Origin of the sequence: Burkholderia sp. ABCPW 11, assembly GCF_001523445.1 — a bacterium.
Classification (GTDB): domain Bacteria; phylum Pseudomonadota; class Gammaproteobacteria; order Burkholderiales; family Burkholderiaceae; genus Burkholderia.
In genome coordinates, this window is record NZ_LOVM01000059.1 from 130,980 (window position 1) to 149,245 (window position 18,266).

General features: G+C 64.6%; 15 protein-coding genes. 6 read left to right on the plus strand and 9 right to left on the minus strand.

Going from position 1 to position 18,266, the window contains the following annotated elements:
- Positions 1-331 precede the first annotated feature (331 nt).
- The 5 genes from mqo to WS61_RS22875 all read right to left on the minus strand — a co-directional run bounded on the left by mqo (position 332) and on the right by WS61_RS22875 (position 5,525).
- Positions 332-1,978 (minus strand): malate dehydrogenase (quinone), encoded by a 1,647-nt coding sequence (gene mqo / locus WS61_RS22855; RefSeq protein WP_034205692.1) that lies wholly within the window; start codon positions 1,976-1,978, stop codon positions 332-334.
- A gap of 742 nt (positions 1,979-2,720) precedes the next feature.
- A complete protein-coding gene (locus WS61_RS22860) occupies positions 2,721-3,155 on the minus strand; it encodes a TA system VapC family ribonuclease toxin (protein ID WP_218921213.1) in 435 nt (144 codons plus the stop codon).
- On the minus strand, positions 3,152-3,379 hold the full coding sequence (locus WS61_RS22865; RefSeq protein WP_027781942.1) for a DUF2191 domain-containing protein: 228 nt from the start codon (positions 3,377-3,379) through the stop codon (positions 3,152-3,154). The genes WS61_RS22860 and WS61_RS22865 overlap by 4 nt, the downstream gene beginning before the upstream one ends.
- Before the next feature lie 565 nt (positions 3,380-3,944).
- A complete protein-coding gene (locus tag WS61_RS22870; protein WP_059503706.1) occupies positions 3,945-4,367 on the minus strand; it encodes an NUDIX hydrolase in 423 nt (140 codons plus the stop codon).
- Between the two features lie 288 nt (positions 4,368-4,655).
- Positions 4,656-5,525, minus strand: coding sequence for a mechanosensitive ion channel family protein (locus WS61_RS22875; protein ID WP_059503708.1), 870 nt, complete (start codon positions 5,523-5,525; stop codon positions 4,656-4,658).
- 303 nt (positions 5,526-5,828) lie between these two features.
- Here WS61_RS22875 and WS61_RS22880 point away from each other — a divergent pair, with 303 nt between their 5' ends.
- The 5 genes from WS61_RS22880 (at position 5,829) to WS61_RS22895 (ending at position 13,044) form a co-directional block, all read left to right on the plus strand.
- A complete protein-coding gene (locus WS61_RS22880; protein WP_059503710.1) occupies positions 5,829-7,202 on the plus strand; it encodes a M23 family metallopeptidase in 1,374 nt (457 codons plus the stop codon).
- A 384-nt stretch (positions 7,203-7,586) separates the two neighbouring features.
- Entirely contained in the window at positions 7,587-8,660 is a 1,074-nt protein-coding gene (locus WS61_RS22885) for a catalase family peroxidase (RefSeq protein WP_059503711.1), read from the plus strand.
- Positions 8,657-9,223, plus strand: a complete 567-nt coding sequence (locus WS61_RS22890) for a cytochrome b (RefSeq protein ID WP_059503713.1) — start codon at positions 8,657-8,659, stop codon at positions 9,221-9,223. Before WS61_RS22885 ends, WS61_RS22890 begins: the two co-directional genes overlap by 4 nt.
- Positions 9,224-9,259: 36 nt before the next feature.
- Positions 9,260-9,493: a hypothetical protein gene (locus WS61_RS34995; protein ID WP_157692770.1), complete on the plus strand. Its 234-nt coding sequence runs from the start codon at positions 9,260-9,262 to the stop codon at positions 9,491-9,493.
- Positions 9,494-9,762: 269 nt separating this feature from the next.
- On the plus strand, positions 9,763-13,044 hold the full coding sequence (locus WS61_RS22895) for an autotransporter outer membrane beta-barrel domain-containing protein (protein ID WP_059503715.1): 3,282 nt from the start codon (positions 9,763-9,765) through the stop codon (positions 13,042-13,044).
- Between the two features lie 211 nt (positions 13,045-13,255).
- Here WS61_RS22895 and WS61_RS35000 read toward each other — a convergent pair whose 3' ends face one another.
- From WS61_RS35000 to WS61_RS22905, 4 genes are all read right to left on the minus strand, one after another.
- Complete coding sequence (locus WS61_RS35000; protein WP_157692771.1) at positions 13,256-13,570, minus strand: hypothetical protein; 315 nt, start codon at positions 13,568-13,570, stop codon at positions 13,256-13,258.
- A 449-nt stretch (positions 13,571-14,019) separates the two neighbouring features.
- The gene (locus WS61_RS22900) at positions 14,020-14,754 is read right to left on the minus strand and encodes a fucose-binding lectin II (protein WP_059503717.1); all 735 of its coding nucleotides are present in this window, start codon (positions 14,752-14,754) and stop codon (positions 14,020-14,022) included.
- Between the two features lie 165 nt (positions 14,755-14,919).
- Positions 14,920-15,072 carry a hypothetical protein gene (locus tag WS61_RS34040; protein WP_257127333.1) on the minus strand — a complete coding sequence of 51 codons (153 nt, stop codon included), beginning with the start codon at positions 15,070-15,072 and terminating at the stop codon, positions 14,920-14,922.
- A 109-nt stretch (positions 15,073-15,181) separates the two neighbouring features.
- Positions 15,182-15,571, minus strand: coding sequence for a fucose-binding lectin II (locus tag WS61_RS22905; protein WP_050017095.1), 390 nt, complete (start codon positions 15,569-15,571; stop codon positions 15,182-15,184).
- Between the two features lie 952 nt (positions 15,572-16,523).
- On the opposite strand from WS61_RS22905, the gene leuA reads away from it, so the two are divergent.
- Positions 16,524-18,233 (plus strand): 2-isopropylmalate synthase, encoded by a 1,710-nt coding sequence (leuA, locus tag WS61_RS22910; RefSeq protein ID WP_179949699.1) that lies wholly within the window; start codon positions 16,524-16,526, stop codon positions 18,231-18,233.
- Positions 18,234-18,266 lie beyond the last annotated feature (33 nt).

Genomic DNA, 18,266 nt, shown 5'->3' on the forward strand with positions numbered 1-18,266 from the left:
GTAAGGGTGCGGCGCTGCGGATGATGGATCGGGAGGGCGATTCGGGATCGCGCGTGCTGCAATTCTAGCGGATACCGCGCGCCACGCCGGGCCGGATGCGGCGGAACCGGCGCAATCGGTCGATTTCGCCCGGGGTGTCGCGGTCGTGTGGTCGGTGGTGCGCACCGGCCGCCGGGCGCCGACGCAAAAACGGCCATCCTCCCGGATGGCCGCAGATCGCCGGCTGCCGCCCCATGCACCGGAGCGAGGGCCTGTCCGCCTTTCAGGCGAACAGGCCGGAACGGGCAACGGTCGCCCGTCTGGTTCGCGTGGCGTGTCGCGGTTCGGCGCGTTACAGCGCCATGTCGGCCGACGCCTTCGCCGGGCGGGCCGGCGCGGCACCGGCGCCGGACGGAGCCGGCGCGCCCAGGTCGATCTTCGGCGGCGGCGCGAGTTGCAGCACGTCGCTCGTGTAGGTCCATTCCTCGACGACCTTCGCCGGGCTGTCGTTCAGCTTGGTGCCGTAGCTCGGCACGATCTGGCGGATCTTCTGCTGCCACTCGGGCGTCGCGACCTTGTCCTTGAACACCTTCTGCATCAGGTTCAGCATGATCGGCGCGGCGGTCGATGCGCCCGGCGACGCGCCGAGCAGGCCCGCGATGCTGCCGTCCTTCGAGCTGACGATCTCGGTGCCGAGCTTCAGCACGCCGCCCTTGACCGGGTCGCGCTTGATGATCTGCACGCGCTGGCCGGCCTGCCACAGGCGCCAGTCTTCCTTCTTCGCGTTCGGGAAGTATTCCTTCAGCGCGTTGAAGCGGTCGTCGTCGGATAGCATCAACTGGCCGGCGAGGTACTGCACCAGCGGGAATTCGTCGACGCCCACGCGCATCATCGGCGCGACGTTGTGCAGGTTGGTGCTCTTCGCGAGGTCGAAGTACGAGCCGTTCTTCAGGAACTTGGTCGAGAACGTCGCGAACGGCCCGAACAGGATGATCTTCTTGCCGTCGATGATCCGCGTGTCGAGGTGCGGCACCGACATCGGCGGCGAGCCGACCGACGCCTTGCCGTATGCCTTCGCGAGATGCTGTTTCACGACCTCGGGGTTGTCGGTCACGAGGAACGAGCCGCCGACCGGGAACGCGCCGTAGTCCTTCGCTTCGGGGATGCCCGACGCCTGCAGCAGGTGCAGCGCACCGCCGCCCGCGCCGATGAACACGAATTTCGCATCGACCGCTTGCGGCGGTTCGTCCGAGTGCAGCTTGACCCACGACACGTGCCACGTGCCGTCGGCGTTGCGCGAGATCTCGCGTACTTCGCTCGACAGCGACAGCGTGAAGTTCGGCTGCGTCTTCAGGTAGCCGACGAACTGGCGCGTGATCTCGCCGAAGTTCACGTCGGTGCCGATCGGCGTCCACGTCGCGGCCACCTTCTGGTTGCGATCGCGGCCTTCCATCATCAGCGGCACCCACTGCTTGATCTGGTCGTAGTCTTCCGAATACTGCATCCCGCGGAACAGCGGGCTGGCCTGCAGCGCTTCGTAGCGCTTCTTCAGGAAGCGGACGTTGTCGTCGCCCCAGACGAAGCTCATGTGCGGCGTCGAGTTGATGAACGAATGCGGGTTCTTCAGCACGCCCTGTTTCACCTGCCACGCCCAGAACTGGCGCGAGATCTGGAACGACTCGTTGATCTCGATCGCCTTCGAGATGTCGATCTTGCCGTCCGCCTTCTCCGGCGTGTAGTTCAGCTCCGCGAGCGCCGAGTGGCCGGTGCCGGCGTTGTTCCAGCCGTTCGAGCTTTCCAGCGCGACGCCGTCGAGGCGCTCGACCATCGTCATCGACCAGTCGGGCTGGAGTTCGTGCAGCCAGACGCCGAGCGTCGAGCTCATGATGCCGCCGCCCACCAGCAGGACGTCGACCTTCTTCGTGTCGGCGGCGTGCGCGGACGATGTCGCGACGCACAGCGCGAGCGCCGACAGTATTACCCGTAACGTTTTGATCACAGCAGATCCCTTTTTCAACTTGGATGCATCGGTTTGCCATGCCGCCCGGCGCGCGGTTCCCGCGGTTTCGTTGCGCCGAAACACGGCTCCGGAGATCCGGACCGCGAATCCGGAACTCCGGATCGACGCTGCGCGCCGTTGCATTTGCGCACGCGAAGCCATTCGGAAGGACACCTTCGGATCGGCTTCCCGCGAGCCGGCAAGCGCCCGCGTCGCGACGGTGCGACACGCGTCCGGGCCGTGGCGGCAAGCCCGAGCGGACGGCGCTTCGGGCCGCGTCGAAAGCGGCCGCGTGCGACGCGTTTGCCAGGGCGGGACGGCAAGGGGCGCGTAATATAACCGAACTCGGACAACGTGTCGCAGACGCTGAATATCCCTGTTTTTGTGGGGTTTTTCGTGCGTCCGGGTTTCCGGAAAAGGGGGCGGGAAAGCGGGATTTCGCGGGGAGCGCAGGGGCGTCGGGCGGCCGACGTCAATGCTTCGCCGGCGAGGTTGACCGGCTGCGCCGTGCGATGGCTGAAGGGGAGCGCAAGCGGCGGACTCGAGCCGTATCGTGACCGGCGCGCGCGGCTACGATGGAGAGTGGGTCGAATCCATCTTTGCGCAAATTACTGGATGTGGCGAGTGCCGGTTGACGTGCCGTCGCCTCCCCTTCCGCCCGCGTCGCTTCGAGCGAAACGAGTCGGAACGGCTGAACGAAACCCGACGTTCGTCGCAGCCTCGCTTTTTCTTCGACTGACGTTCAAGAAATCAATTCGAAGTGTTTTCTGCCGTTCGGCACTGCATCGACGACAAGTCGCCGATCGAAGCTCGCGAGCTTGCCGCTGTGCGCGCGAGCGAGCGCGAGCAGATACGTGTCGGTCAGCTGCGCAGAGGACAACAAGCGAGTCGCATCGACGTGTTCTGCGTCGAGCAAGCTCACATCGTCCGGCCAGAAAGTATGGCCTGCGTGGCCCCGCAGTTGCGCGACGAGCGGCGCAACGGATACCGGCGAACCCATCGTATTCGGATATTTTGGATGACCGATGATCCGAAGAACGCCGTTCTCGGTCAGGGGGCATGTGGCCCAGCTAGCGTATCCGACGCGACCGAACCATGCGTGCGCGGATTCGTGCTGAACGTGCGAAGGGTCCAGCAATGCAATAAGAACATTGACGTCGAGAAGGTAGGTGATCAAAGCGAATCGTCACGAAGTTGATTAACAGTATCAAGCGTGACCGGGTGGGCTGACGACGAGACCGGCATCAGAGGTAACCCGTTGCGGCTCGTCTGGTTGGCCGGCGTTCGCTGCAATGCGGCGCGAGCGAGTTCGGAAATGACCTTGCCGATACTTGTACCCGGCCTTGCACGTTCCCGGGCGAATGCGAGGACGTCGTCATCGATATCGATCGTGGTACGCATGAGGTGGTTCTCCCATTCAGCATCAAACAGCTCCATTTTACTACAATTGCATCAAGCATCAAGCATCAAGCATCAAGCGTCAAGCGTCAAGCGTCAAGCGTCGAAGGGCTTCGAAGGTATGGCAGGGCCTTTGATTTACGGGAAATTTACTCCAGGAAGTCAATCAAGTATTTGATTTTTAAGGAAAATTGTTGTGCGCCTCGTGCCGGGAGCGATCGATCTGGTTCTGCATGCTGGCGCTGCGTCGAGGTGCGAAATGACCGGCGCAAGAACCTTCGCTATCTGTCACGGGTGCGTATGCCGACCTGATGCACAGGATCCGCACCTTTGAGAGGGGCGGTCAGCCGCAGGGGCGCCTGCAATCGCGCTCAGGCTACCGCATCCGCGTAACGACGCCAGAAGCAGCGACATCGGGACGGATACGTCCGTCCTCACGCCGCAGGGCGACCTGAAGCACGGCGCGATCCCTGTGTTCACGTACAAGAGTGGCAGGAAGGCGCTGCTCGACAGCGTCAGGATGCAATGCGGGGCGGCCGGTATCGCGCGCCGGCCGCAGGCGAAGACCTCAGGCCGCGATATCGGCGAACACGTCGCGGTCGACTACACCGGGCACGAGGCGCGGCTGCCGCAGCCATTCGAACGCGAACTCGACGATCATCGGCGTCGGCCGGCTGCAATGTAGCGACGTGAGCGATTCGCGGTCGATCCACGCGCAGTGTGCGATCTCCTGCGCGGGGTGCGCGATCGCAGCCGGATCGATCTCGGCGAGAAACACGTGATGCAGCTTGTGCGTGCCCGCGATCCGGAACAGATAACGGGCGTGGCCGCATGTGAGGCCGGTTTCTTCCAGCAGCTCGCGCCGCGCGGCGTCGCGCAGCGATTCGCCGTCGTGCGGCTGGCCGCCGGGCAGCGCCCAGCGGGCATTCAACCGGGCGACCAGAAGGATCCGGTCGCCGCGTCGACAAAGGACGGTGGCGCGTTCTTTCATTTCGGTTTCCTGATTGCATGCCCGCGTCGAACGGCGGACAAAAAGACGCCGCCCGCGAAGGGCGGCAAGGTACGGACAGGTTCGCTACTGAGTGCCGGACGAGATGACCGTTTCGTCCAGCATGGCCATTGTCGCGAGACGACGTCGCGCAGTGAATCAGACGGGTCCGATTCGAAGGCGGATCGGGCGAAAACTCGACCCGGGGGCGGTTGCGTACCGCGATGCGGCGATCGCCGCCGTGGTCGTGATGGCGGCGGGGTGCTCCGGGCACGCCCGCCGCCGCGGCGATTACACGCGTCGGACGCGCGTGCTGTCCGCGCGACGCTCCGCGTCGTGCACGATGTGCAGCTCGCGCGTGCGGATCGGCAGCGCGCAGTTCGCATCCGCGAGCGCCTTGCGCGCCTGTCGCGCGAGACGCCAGCGCATGTCCCAGAACTTGTCCGTATGCGTCCACACGCGCATGTTCGCGACCGCGGTGCTGTCGTCGAAGCGCATCACCATGACGTTCGGCTCCGGATCTTGCAGCACGTCGGGATCGGCGAGCGCGAGCCCGCGCAGCGCGTCGAGCGCGCGGTCGATGTCGTCGTGCACGGACACTTCGACTTCGAGGTCGAGGCGGCGCGTCGGATTGCGCGTGTAGTTGCGGATCGCGCTGCCCCACAGCGCGCTGTTCGGCACGTATTCGCAGATGCCGTCCGGTTTCGTCAGGCGCGTCATGAACAGCCCGACCTCGTCTACGGTGCCGGCCACACCGGCGCCGCCGTCGATGTAATCGCCCACCTTGAACGGGCGCAGCAACAACAGCATGATGCCGGCCGCGATGTTCTGCATCGTGCCTTGCAGCGCGAGCCCGATCGCGAGGCCGGCCGCGCCGAGCACCGCGACGATGCTCGCGGTTTCGATGCCGAGTTGCGACAGCGCGCCGACCATCGCGACGATGCGGATACCCCATACGGCGACGTCGCAGAGGATCGGGCGCAGCGTGTCGTCGACGCGCTCCTTGTTCGAGAGCAGCCGGTTCAGCCAGTTGCCGATGCGCTTCGACAGCCACCAGCCGGCGACGAGCAGCGCCAGCGCAGCGCAGAGTTTGATGGAGAGCGTGGACAACGCGTTCCACAGGAACGTCCAGCGTTCCGGGTGAAGTTGATCGAGAGACATGAACGGATTCCGGTTGGGTGAAACGATGCGCGGCGCGCATGAGCGTGCGCAGGCAGCGTTCGACCATGCACGGCGCGCGATGGTTCGCACGCGTGTGTGAAGGCGGAGTCGACGCCGTGTCGGATGAAGGGCGCATCCGGATTTCGTTACAGTACTAAACGATGTTCCATAAAAATAGGATTGGTCCTATTTGCCCGTTTCAAGCCGCCCGATACACTCGATTTCATGTTGCCGGATCGCGACGCCTGTTCCTCCGCGATACCCGGTTTTCCCGAATTTCCATTGATAGCGAGTGACGACGTCATGCGGTTCGACCTGCGTTCCCGTCTCGCACGCGAACAAGGTCGATTCGTCCGATGCGGCGTCGTGCGTTTCCCGATGTACCGCGCGCTGTTGCGCGGCGTCATCGCGGCAGCTTGCGTGGCCGGCGCTCAGAGCGCGCCAGCCCAGGGCGCTCACAATGTCGCCCCCTTCGCATTCGCGACGGCGGAAACGGCTGATCTTGTCGACGTGCCTTTCTTCAATTCCGCGCGCACGACGTGGGGCGGCCTGCGTGTATCGTCGGCCGCGCCGCTCGACGTCGCTTATGCGTCGCTGGCGTTGAACGTGTCGGCGGGCGCCGAGCGCGACGATCCGGTGGCGCGCTTCGGCGCCTGTGTCGCGTATCGCGTGCTGTGCGAGACCGCACGCGAGGCGGTCGAGCGCGGCTATGCGTCGCGGTTCGATTACGGGCTGGCGTCGGCGTTGCCCGCGACGAGCGCGCAGTCGGCGTTCGCGCACGGTCCCGTCGATCTGGCATCCGCCGAGCCGTTCACGCTCGCGCAGCCCGATCGCGGCACGCGCGCCGGCGCCATCGTCGGCAGCCTGCACGCGTCGTTGGCGCGCGCGGATCTGCCGGAGGGCGTCGCCGCGCAGATCGTCCGCATGCTGGCCGGACGCGTCGATCCGAAGCAGCGCGCCGCGCATGGCGACACTTTCCGCGTGGCGTTCGAGCCCGACCGCGACGCAACGCGGCCGGGCCGCGCTCGCGTGACGGCGCTCGACATCCGTTTTCGCGGGCAGCACGTCGCGGCCGTCTGGTTCGTCCCGCAGGCCGGTTCGGCGGGCGCCTATTACGACCTCGGCGGCATGCCGCTCGCCGGCGCACACTTCGCGATGCCGGTCGCCGCGACGCGCATCAGCTCGCGATTCGGCGCGCGCGTGCATCCGGTGAGCGGTGCGCGTCACGTGCATTCGGGTGTCGATCTCGCGGCGCCGGCCGGTCGCGCCGTCCATGCGTCGGCGCACGGCGTCGTGACGTTCATCGGCACCGAGCCGCGCGGCTACGGCAAGTACGTGGTGATTCGGCATGACGGCGGCTACGCGTCGTACTACGCGCACCTGTCGGCGTTCGAGCCGACGCTGCGAACCGGCGCGCGCATCATGCGCGGTCAACGCGTCGGCGCGGTCGGCAGCACGGGAACGGCGACCGGCCCGCATCTGCACTTCGAGGTGCGCCGGCATGCCCGCCTCGTCGATCCGATCGAGCTCGTGCACGCATCCAGCGCGGCGAAACTGACGGGCGCGCAGCGCGTGGCGTTCAACCGCGTGGCCCGTGACGCACGTACGCAACTGGCGTCGGCGCCATTCGCGCAGCCGGTTGCGATGTCGACGCGTCCGGCGCCGCATGCCGGCTGAATACCGGCCGAATGACGGCCCGCTTCGATGACGTCGGGCCAATATCGCTACATGCGGATGGGGCCGATACGCACGGTTTCGTCCGTGTCGCACTCGAGCGCGCGGGACGGCACCGCGCGCTTCCGCCGGACTGGTCCTACACGCGGTCGGCAATTTCAGCCCGGTCCGATGGTCTCGCTTTTACCCCGTCGCTAAGATTTTCGTATGCATCGCGTGTAGCGATTTCCGCAGCGGATCGTCGCTACACGTCCATACCTCAATCGACTCGATCGTGGGCGCCCGATGGCGCCCGTGAGCGCGGCCACGCGCTTCATGCATCGACGTCCGCGCTCCGCGAAACCCGGCGCGGCACGCACGACGACACAACGGGATGAAAAACCATCTATGTCAAAACTGGATTTCACGTCGAAACGCACGTGGGGGGCGCTGGCGGCGATCGCCGCCGTTGCGGGCGCACTGACCTCGGCCCTTGCGTGGACGGCCGGCTGGATCGGCTCGCGCACGACCAGCGTATCGCTGGTGTCGGAAACCCCGCAGCCGTTTCCGCCCGGCTTTCGCCGTGCGCACGGCAAGGGCGTCTGCTTCGCCGGCACCTTCCGTCCCGACCCTGCGGCGGCATCGTTGTCGACTGCGCGCGTCTTCAGGCAGGCGGACATTCCGGTCGTCGGGCGGCTGTCGATCGGCACCGGCAGCCCGTACGCGGCGGACAGTTCCACGACGACGCTGAGCATGGCGCTGCTGCTGACGACCGACGACAAGCAGCAATGGCGCATGGCGATGAACAACCAGCCGTACTTCGCGACACACGAACCGGAGGGCTTTCTGGCCATGCAGCAGGCGACCGCGCCTGACCCGGCCACGGGCCAGCCAGACCCGGCGCGGGTGTCCGCGTTCCTGAAAGCGTACCCCGAGGCGGAGAAGTTCATGAAATGGGCGGCGCGGGAGCCGGCCCCGGGCAGTTTCGCGGGTGCGACGTTCTACAGCGTCAACGCCTTCTATCTCGTGGCCGCCGACGGTCACCGGCAGCCGGTGCGCTGGATGATGCGTCCGCATGATCCGTTCATGCCGATGAGCGACGCACAGCGGCAGAGGGCCGACCACGATTTCCTGTTCGAAGGCGTGCGCGAGCGCCTCGCCCGGAAGCCGCTCTATTGGGACTACGTGCTGCAACTGGCGCAGCCGGGCGATCCGGTCGACGACGCGTCGCAGCCGTGGCCGGCCGATCGCAAGCAGCTCGTCGCCGGCACGTTGGAAATGACGCGCGTCGTTGAACAGGCCGAGGGCGCGTGCCGCGACATCAACTTCGATCCGTCGATCGTGCCCGCGGGCGTCGAGGTGTCGAACGATCCGATCCTGAACGCGCGTTCGGGGGCATACGCGCATTCGTTCAATCGCCGCGAGCGGGAAATCGGCTACGGCAAGGCGACCGAGGCCGTCGGCAAGCAGGAGGTCAAATGAAACCGCGCAAGATCACGAACGGCGGCGCACCGCGCCACTTCAACGCGCTGGCGCGCGGTCTGCACTGGCTGATGGCCGCGATGATCCTGGCCATGCTGTTCATCGGCGCCGGGATGATGACGTCGTTGCATCATCGGATCTGGTTGATCGACCTGCATCGGCCGCTGGGTATCGCGATCCTCGTACTGGCGCTGCTGCGCGTCGCGAACCGTCTGCGCAGCCGTCCGCCGGCACTGCCGGAGAGCTTGCCGTATTGGCAGGTACTCGCAGCGAAAGCGTCGCACTGGGCACTGTATGCGCTGATGCTGGCATTGCCGCTGATCGGCTGGGCATTGTTGTCGGCGGGCGGCTTCCCGATCGTGCTGTTCGAGGGCGTCAACCTGCCCGCGATCGTACCGGCCAGTCCGACGCTCTTTGCATGGCTGCGCGATGCGCATGGCCTGTTGGCGCGGCTGCTGTTCGTCGTCGTGCTGGCCCATCTGTCGGCCGCTTTGGTTCACGCGTGGATTTACCGGGACGGCGTTTTCTCCAGCATGGCACGAGGTGGGCGGCAGCGCGGCTGAGCGGTCCATCGTTTGATCGTCGTCGGAGCGCGTCGAATGTCGGCTCCGACGGCGGTCGTCCAGCTATCCGAAATATCTTCCGGCGAGGTCGTCGAGGGCATCGACAACACCTCCGGCCAGTTAGTCGTCCGAAAGCGGGCGGCCTTGCTTCGTGCAAAGCAACATGACCGAATTATTCATGTTGTTTTGCATGGTCCGGCGATTGCGGCATCGCGTCATATTTTCCGATTCGCCCGAATTTCGTCATCACGGCTTTCAGGGATTTCATAACAACCGGAAAATTAAACCGCTTCGCTTCCGTTTGCTTCCGTGAGCCCCGTCGCGCAGTATTTTCCGCAACGCAGCAACGCGACCCTTTTCGTTATTTCCCGTTCCGCAATGAATGGCAACGTGATTCCCGATATCACGCCACGGGAGCTTGCGATTATTTCGAGATAGGTGATATAACCCGTTTCACGCACCGATTTGCAGCAATAACGTCACCAATAAATGCGAGCGGAAAAATGAAAAGAAAGGCGCGGAACCTGGGTTTGGGTGGAATGGCGATTCTCACCGGCGCGGTGCCGGTCGGCGCGCATGCGGCGTGCTCCGCCACCGCGCCGGGCAGCGGCGCGACGGTGACGTGTACCGGCTCGAATGCGCCGTCGGTCGTGGCCACGACCGGCAGCACCAACGTGACGGTCAACCTCGATTCGACCGTGACGGGCAGCTATGTGCTCACGTCCACGCCGACGCCGTTTTCGGTCGACTCGTCGAGCGCGATCACCAACAACGGCAACCTGTCGATGTCCGGCAACGGCACGGGCGTCGCGAACCGCGGCGCGGTGCTGCTCGGCGTGAACAACGGCAATACGCTCGCCAATGCGGCGACCGGCGTGATTTCGACGTCGGGCACCTACAACGACGGGATGGCCGCGAACGGCAACAACAACACGCTCGTCAACAACGGCACGATCACGACCACCGGCAACAACGCGTACGGGATGACGGCCGCGTGGGGGCAAAGCAATCCCGGCGCATCGGGCAACCAGATCGTCAACACGGGTACCGTGATGACATCCGGCAACAACGCGCGCGCCGCGTCGCTGCTCGGTGGCAACGGTACGATCACCAACAGCGGCACGCTGACGTCGAACGGCCGCGATGCGCCGGCCGTCTACATGCAGGGCAACAACGACACGCTCGTCAACAGCGGCACGATCCAGACCACCGGCACCGCGACCAGCGGCGGCAGCGTCGACGCCGTCGTATCGAACACGCTCGGCAGCTCGTTTACCGCAACGATCACGAACCAGGCCGGCGGCCGGATCATCAGCAACAACGGCATCGGCGTGCGCTCGACCAACGGCGCGACGACGATCACCAACGCGGGGCTGATCCAGGGCGGCGGCGGCACCGCGATCCAGGGCGGCAACGGCAACGTGACGCTGATCCTGCAGACCGGCTCGCAGATCGTCGGCACGGCCAACGGCGGCGCGGGCGCCAACACCGTGACGTTGCAGGGCACCGGCACCGCGTCGAATGCGTTCACGAATTTCCAGAGCCTGACGATGGCCGGCACCGACTGGACGTGGGCCGGCACCGGCACGTTCTCGACCGCGCTGGTGCAGAGCGGCACGCTGAACCTCACGGGCACGCTCGGCACGACGACGGCGTCGGTCGTTGCGACCGTCGACGCGGGCGCGACGCTGCAGGCGAATGCGTCGAACCTGCCGCTGTCCGTCACCGACAACGGGCTCGTGCGCTTCCAGCAGGACGGCGCCGGCACGTACACGGGTACGATTGGCGGGTCGGGTGCGGTGGAGAAAACCGGCGCGGGCACGTTGACGCTCGCGCCGTCCGCGGCGGGCGGCAATACGTATTCCGGCGGCACGACGATCACGCAAGGCACGCTGTCGGTTGCGGCGGACAACGCGCTCGGCGCTTCATCGGGAAGACTGACTTTCAACGGCGGCACGCTGCAGTTCGGCAGCGCGTTCAATCTCGCGTCGAGCCGCGCGATCTCGACCACTTCGAACAACGGCGCGATCGATACGCAGGGGTTCAACACGACGATCATGCAGGACATCACGGGTTCGGGCGGACTCACCAAGCTGGGAGACGGCACGCTGACATTGAATGGCGTACACAGCACTTATTCGGGCGGAACGAACGTGGCTGCCGGCACGCTCATTGTCGGTGATCTCGATGCGGCGGCGGGACTGCGGGGCGGTGGCCCCTTGACCATCGCGCCCGGTGCGACGCTTGGCGGGTATGGCAGTGTGACGGGTAACGTGACGAACAATGGCACGATTTCAGTCGCGAATGCGCTGCCTAGTCTGGCCAGCGGTTTGCCGGGAGACTTCCAGATATTCGGAACCCTGACGAATGCGGGAGTTGTTGAGCTCCGTGGGCGCGTTGTCGGTAACGGATTGGCCGTGTCGGGCAATTATGTCGGGCAGAATGGAGCGGTCAACATGAATACGACGCTTGCCGGCGACGGTGCGCCATCGGACACGTTGATGATCGGTGGTGTGCCGGCAGCGGCGACGGCAAGCGGCAAGACGACACTGAACGTAACGAACGTCGGTGGTGCCGGTGCGCTGACCAAGTCCGACGGTATTCGGTTGGTTTACGCCGTGAACTTTGCAAATACGGGTAACGCGTTTACGTTGGCGGGCGGTACGGTCAGCGCTGGCGCTTACTCCTATTATCTGGTGAAAGGCGGGGTTACCGCCTTGACGGGGGAGGACTGGTATCTGCGCAGCACGGTTCCTCCGCGGCCGGATCAGCCAACGCAGCAACCGCCATTCAGTATTGCCGACGGTACGCCGGAATCGATCGTCGAGGCTGTCAAGAACGCGGCGCCCGACGCCAAGCCGGAACCTGTTTACCGTCCCGAAGTCCCGCTGTACTCGGAAGTGCCGGCTGTCGCGCGGCAGCTTGGATTGCTGCAGATCGATACCTTCCATGATCGCCAGGGCGAACAGGGACTGCTGGCCGAAAACGGCTCGGTGCCCGTGTCGTGGTCACGTGTATGGGGCGGCTACAGCAACATCAAGCAGAATGGCGATGTGACGCCGTCCTATGACGGAACGGTATGGGGGATGCAGGTCGGGCAGGATCTCTATGCGGACAACCGGCCGAGCGGACACCGTAACCACTACGGCTTCTTCCTCGGATTCTCGCGCGCGATTGGGGACGTGAACGGCTTTGCGCTCGCGCAGCCGGATCTGGGCGTGGGTTCGCTGCAGGTGAATGCGTACAACCTCGGCGGATACTGGACACACATTGGCCCGGGTGGCTGGTATACGGACGCAGTGGTGATGGGGAGCGTGCTGACCGTACGCACGCATTCGAGCAACAATGTGAGTGGTTCGACGGACGGCAACGCGGTCACCGGTTCGGTCGAAGCGGGCGTGCCGATCTCGCTCGGCTATGGGCTGACGCTGGAGCCGCAGGCGCAGTTGCTGTGGCAATGGCTGTCGTTGGCTCGATTCAACGATGGCGTGTCGGACGTCACGTGGAACAACGGCAACACGTTCCTCGGCCGGATCGGCGCGCGGCTGCAATACGCGTTCGATGCGCGCGGCGTGAGCTGGAAGCCGTATCTGCGCGTGAACGTGCTGCGCTCGTTCGGTGCCGACGACAAGACGACGTTCGGCGGCGCGACGACGATCGGCACGCAGGTCGGGCAGACGGCCGGCCAGATCGGCGCTGGGCTCGTCGCGCAGCTGACGAAGCGCGGCAGCGTGTATGCGACGGTCAGCTACCTGACGAACCTTGGCGGCGAGCACCAGCGCACGATCACCGGTAATGCAGGGGTGCGGTGGGCGTGGTGACGACGAGGCGCGTCGATCGGCGGCGATTGGCCGTGGCACGGTCGCCTGGTTCATACGTGGATTGATCGGGACGGCGTTTTCTCCGGCATGGCGCGAGGTAGGCGGCAGCGCGGCCAGGCAACCCGTCGTTTGATCGTCGTCGGGGCGCGTCGAATGGCGGCTCCGACGGCGGTCGTCCAGCGATACGAACTATCTGCCGGCCGAGTCTATTTCACGACTTCTTTGTTAGTCGTCCGATTGATGAATGAATCATGCCAAGCAGGGAAAGAAGCGTTCCGATGCAGGTGAATGATATTGAAATTATCGCCAGATGCGCTGTCGATGCAGAATTTCCCATGTTGCCGGCAGATTTCAACGGGAACATCAGGATGTAAGCAGTACCTATCGTCCCAGCGAGTGACATAAATGCGCAGGTCATCCAGTACCATTTGCGTAGGCCATCGTGCTGAATGGCCTCGATGATCGACGCGATAATAATTAAAGCGACGACGAGTATTTCGAAAATGAATAATGCTCCGTTGAACATCTATTTTCCTGGTGATTTGAATGGAACGGTCATGTTCGACTGGAGTGATCGTCGTGCCGGCGCGACTTCGGGAAAGAATATAGTCTCGCGATCTGTATGTCCAACCTGTATGGCGGATCGAACCGGCCGATGCAGCGCACTAGAAAAACGACATGGCGCAGTCGTCCCGGATTCCGATTCGATCGAATGAGTCCGGCGGTTCCATTGCCTTCCCGTGAAGACCGATGGCGGACGGGGCAGAACGAAGCCTCAACCAAACTCTCGCGCCGTCGTCGGCAGTGCACCAAGCAACTCGGTCCTGTCGACGAGCTTGCTGGCGATCAGATGCCGTCTCGGACGATCAGCGGGACCGACCACGTCGGGGGCTTGGGCCCGTGGATGGCGAGGGCGCGAGGAGGATCGATCGCCACGCCGGGCGGCGTGGCGACACTAGTCGGGCGGCCGCGTCGTCAACCCAGCGGCCAGTTTAGGATCGCGATGCCGTCGTTGTAATCGCCGTCGCCGCCATCTTCGGATCCGACCAGCCCGAAGTAGGTCTTCTTGAAGATGTCGACCTGACGCGAGCCGATCTTCGACGGCTTGCCGTTCGCCGTCACGACCACCCGCACCTTCCCCTTGCCGGAGTTCACGATCTGCGTGTTCAGGTTCGCGTCCTGCGTGCCGGCGCCCTGGAACGTCGCGGCCGGTGTCGGGTTGTCGTCGACGAAGACCTCGATCGTCTGCGGTGCGGACGAATTGACCAGCGCGGTCACGCCGAAGACGATGTTCGGCGGCAGGTTGAAGACGCCGTCGCGTTCGCCGCCGCCGCTCGGCACGGGCGTCGGCGGTACGGGTTGCGGCGTCGCTTTCGAGAAGTAATTGACCACCGCGCCGACGCCGAACTTCGCCGCCGCACCGGGCAACACGCCCGGCGCGCCGGCCCACGTCACCGTGCAGGCAACGACCTCGCCCGCCGCATCGGTTTTCACCTTGTTCTGCCAACTGCCGACGTCGAAGCTGTACGGGATCGTCGCGATATCGACGAACACGTCGTATTGCGGCAATTTCTCGACGAGCTGCGCGGTCATGAACTGCCGCATCCGGTCGAGCACGGCCTGATCGCCGTTGGTCTGCACGGCAGTGGCGTCGTTGCCCGCGAGTTGCAGCAGTGCGTACAGGTCGTCGTGGGTAAAGGGTTGTGACATGTCGTCCTCGTCTTGATGGATGGTTTCGCATCGCGCGGCCGGTGATCGGTTTTCATCGGGCCGCGCGAAGCAAAGCGTGGAACCGCTCGAACGATCCGCAATGGGTGGCTGGCCCCGTCGCCATTGCGATGTTTCGCGACGACCGTGCTCATCCGCGCAGCCGGTTCAGGAACACGGTGCCGTCGTTGTAATCGTCGTCGGCAGTCTCCCGTCGCGAATCTCGGCCTTCGCGATGTCGATGTACAGGCCCGGAATGTCGACGTAAGTCGCCGACGTCACGACGGGTGCGCTGACGATCGAAACCGAAAGGAAGGGCATGGGTATCTCCGGAAGGAGGGACGGGCGGGGCGCCGCCGTACTCGGCGCAAACCGTCGGCCAGCGCAGGCGGCGCGGCCGCCTGCGCTCGGTCGTCGATCGCGTGTCAGGTCAGCCGATCGGCCACTGGAGCACGACGATCCCGTCGTTGTAGTCGCTATCGTGGCCGTCTTCCGACACGACGATCCCGAAGTTGACCGTGAACGGCGAGCCGTCCGACTTCTTGCCGTTGATCGGCGCGAGGCGTGCATCGGTCGCCGACTTCTTGCCGTTCACCGACACTTCGAAACGAATCTTGCCGTTGCCGGAATTCAGCGTGGCTTCGCGCGGGCCGTCGCGCGTCGTCAGCTTGTGGTACGCGGCGGGTTCCTGGCTGTCGCCGATGAACAATTTGATGTGTTGTTGCTCGGCTGCATTCGCGAAGAAAATCGCGCGGAAATCGGTATTCGGCGGAATCGAAAACTCGCCGGCGCGGTTGGATGACGTTTGAGAGTCGGCCATGCTTTTCTCCTTTGGAGTGTTGGATAAGGCCAGGGGCCTTGTCGCGCAAACGTTTGCCGTTTGAAACGCGACATACAAAGCATGGCGAAAAATAAATAAAAAAATATTCAGTCGAGAATGATTATTGTTCAGTAAACCGAAAAACAGCGTTAGCCGATTTAATGGAGTGTAATTAACGACATCCATTTCGATATATTCGATGAATTATATCGATGGGTGTATCGCTTTCCTGAACGATGCGCAAGCGCAAGGCGGGCGGGAGAGGCGGGGCAATCGGACTTCGGAGCAAGCGCTCGGCGTTCGCATATGGCAGCGTTTCGTTTCAACATCAGCATCTCTGCCGTGGCCGCGCCCACCGGCCACCGTCGAACGCCTGCACCGAAGCCCGATTGCAGGGGAGGGGTATGCGGCGACCGGCGAAGAGGGTGGACCGACTCACTCCGAACATGAATAGGACCTCACCGGCGCCGCACCCGTGAAGCATATCGACGTGGGAAGCCGCCGCCTATCGGACGGGGCTGATTCTGCGCAAACGCGCGTTCAGCGGGCGACGCGGAATAAATGCGCACCCGGTTGACAGCCGCGGCCACCCTGTGATTTGATGCCGGTCATGCACGCCGCCCAGTTCCTTTTCTCGCTACGACTACTAGCCCGCTTCTCCGGGCTGGGTCTGCGGCTGCGCGCTTTCCATCTGCTTCTTTCCTGAAGCGCTAGATTTTCCTCGCATCACCGACCTGGCCCCGGTTGTCGACCGGCGCCCGAGTTCGTCTTTTCTTCCGTCACCACTCCGCTCCGTCCCGGTCGCTCAACCGCCAAGGCCGTCGTTTGCCGTACCGCTTTGCCGTTGTGCCGCTTTTTTGCCGTTTTTACCGCTGCGCAGATATCCGGCTCATCACGCCGATGGCCGTCGCGCCGCGCTTCACCGACAAACAGACCGAGGACCGACATCATGATGCTGAAGAACCCCGCGACCAAATACCGACCGTTCACGCCCGTCAACCTGCCCGACCGCACGTGGCCGTCGCGCACGATCACGCAGGCGCCGATCTGGATGAGCACCGACCTGCGCGACGGCAACCAGGCGCTGTTCGAGCCGATGGACGCCACGCGCAAGATGCGGATGTTCAAGACGCTGGTGGCGATCGGCTTCAAGGAGATCGAGGTCGCGTTCCCGTCCGCGTCCGAAACCGATTTCAACTTCGTGCGCGAACTGATCGAAGGCGGCCACATTCCCGACGACGTGACGATCGAGGTGCTCACGCAGGCGCGCGACGACCTGATCGAGCGCACCTTCGCATCGCTGCGCGGCGCGAAGCGCGCGATCGTGCACCTGTACAACGCGACCGCGCCGGAATTCCGCAAGATCGTGTTCAACCTCGATCGCGACGGCGTGAAGCAACTGGCGGTGAACGCGGCGCGCACGATCAAGCGGTGCGCCGATGCGGCGACCGACACGCAATTCACGCTGCAGTACAGCCCGGAAACCTTTACCGCGACCGAACTCGATTTCGCGAAGGAAGTCTGCGACGCGGTGTTCGACGTATGGCAGCCGACACCCGAGCGCAAGTCGATCGTGAACCTGCCGGCCACGGTGGAAATCGGCACGCCGAATTACTATGCGGACCAGATCGAGTGGATGCACCGCAATCTCGCGCGCCGCGATTCGCTGATCCTGTCCGTCCACCCGCACAACGACCGCGGGACCGCGGTCGCGGCGGCCGAGCTCGCGGTGATGGCCGGCGCCGACCGGATCGAGGGCTGCCTGTTCGCCAACGGCGAACGCACGGGTAACGTCGACCTCGTGACGCTCGCGCTGAACCTGTACACGCAGGGCGTCGATCCGGGCCTCGATTTCTCGCAGATCAACGAAGTCGCGCGCACGTCCGAGGAATGCACGCAGTTGCCGGTCCACCCGCGCCATCCGTATGTCGGCGACCTCGTGTTCACCGCGTTCTCCGGTTCGCACCAGGACGCAATCAAGAAGGGCTTCGCGGTCCAGCGCACGGATACCGTATGGGAAGTTCCGTACCTGCCGATCGATCCGAACGACCTCGGCCGCACGTACGATTCGATCATTCGCGTGAACAGCCAGTCGGGCAAGGGCGGTATCGCGTACCTGCTCGAACAGGGCTACGGCGTCGTGCTGCCGCGCCGCATGCAGGTCGATTTCAGCGCGGCCGTGCAGCGCCTGACCGACGAGAGCGGTCACGAGGTGACGAGCGCGCAGATCTGGGCGCTGTTCCAGCAGGAGTACGTCGAAAGCGACACGCCGCTGCGCTATGTCAGCCACGAGCTGACCGAGCGCGACGGCCGCGAGACGATCGTGCTGACCGCCGACGTGCATGGCGAGCGCCGCGTGCTGCGCGGGGAAGGCAACGGCCCGCTCGACGCGCTGATGCACGCGCTGCACACGCCGCTGCGGATCCAGCATTACGAGGAGCGCGCGCTGTCGCAGGGCGCCGATGCGAAGGCGATCGCGATCGCCGAGCTGGCCGGCACGGGCGTGCGCGGCAGCGCGTTCGGCGCCGGCGTCGATGCGAACCTGACGACTGCGTCGATTCGCGCGGTGATCAGCGGCGTGAACCGCGCGTATGCCCGCGCGGATGAGGTTGCACAGGCAACCTTCTTTGCCGGACAGCCGGCGGTGCAGGCCGTCGCATAAGCGGGTCGAAACCCGGGCGGCAGGGCCGGCCCG

Coding starts and splice junctions, on each gene's coding strand:
- WS61_RS22865 (WP_027781942.1), bottom strand. CDS start 3,379: ATGCGTACCACGATCGATATCGATGACGACGTCCTCGCATTCGCCCGG.
- WS61_RS22870 (WP_059503706.1), bottom strand. CDS start 4,367: ATGAAAGAACGCGCCACCGTCCTTTGTCGACGCGGCGACCGGATCCTT.
- WS61_RS22875 (WP_059503708.1), bottom strand. CDS start 5,525: ATGTCTCTCGATCAACTTCACCCGGAACGCTGGACGTTCCTGTGGAAC.
- WS61_RS22880 (WP_059503710.1), top strand. CDS start 5,829: ATGCGGTTCGACCTGCGTTCCCGTCTCGCACGCGAACAAGGTCGATTC.
- WS61_RS22885 (WP_059503711.1), top strand. CDS start 7,587: ATGTCAAAACTGGATTTCACGTCGAAACGCACGTGGGGGGCGCTGGCG.
- WS61_RS22890 (WP_059503713.1), top strand. CDS start 8,657: ATGAAACCGCGCAAGATCACGAACGGCGGCGCACCGCGCCACTTCAAC.
- WS61_RS34995 (WP_157692770.1), top strand. CDS start 9,260: ATGTCGGCTCCGACGGCGGTCGTCCAGCTATCCGAAATATCTTCCGGC.
- WS61_RS22895 (WP_059503715.1), top strand. CDS start 9,763: ATGGCGATTCTCACCGGCGCGGTGCCGGTCGGCGCGCATGCGGCGTGC.
- WS61_RS35000 (WP_157692771.1), bottom strand. CDS start 13,570: ATGTTCAACGGAGCATTATTCATTTTCGAAATACTCGTCGTCGCTTTA.
- WS61_RS22900 (WP_059503717.1), bottom strand. CDS start 14,754: ATGTCACAACCCTTTACCCACGACGACCTGTACGCACTGCTGCAACTC.
- WS61_RS34040 (WP_257127333.1), bottom strand. CDS start 15,072: ATGCCCTTCCTTTCGGTTTCGATCGTCAGCGCACCCGTCGTGACGTCG.
- WS61_RS22905 (WP_050017095.1), bottom strand. CDS start 15,571: ATGGCCGACTCTCAAACGTCATCCAACCGCGCCGGCGAGTTTTCGATT.
- leuA (WP_179949699.1), top strand. CDS start 16,524: ATGCTGAAGAACCCCGCGACCAAATACCGACCGTTCACGCCCGTCAAC.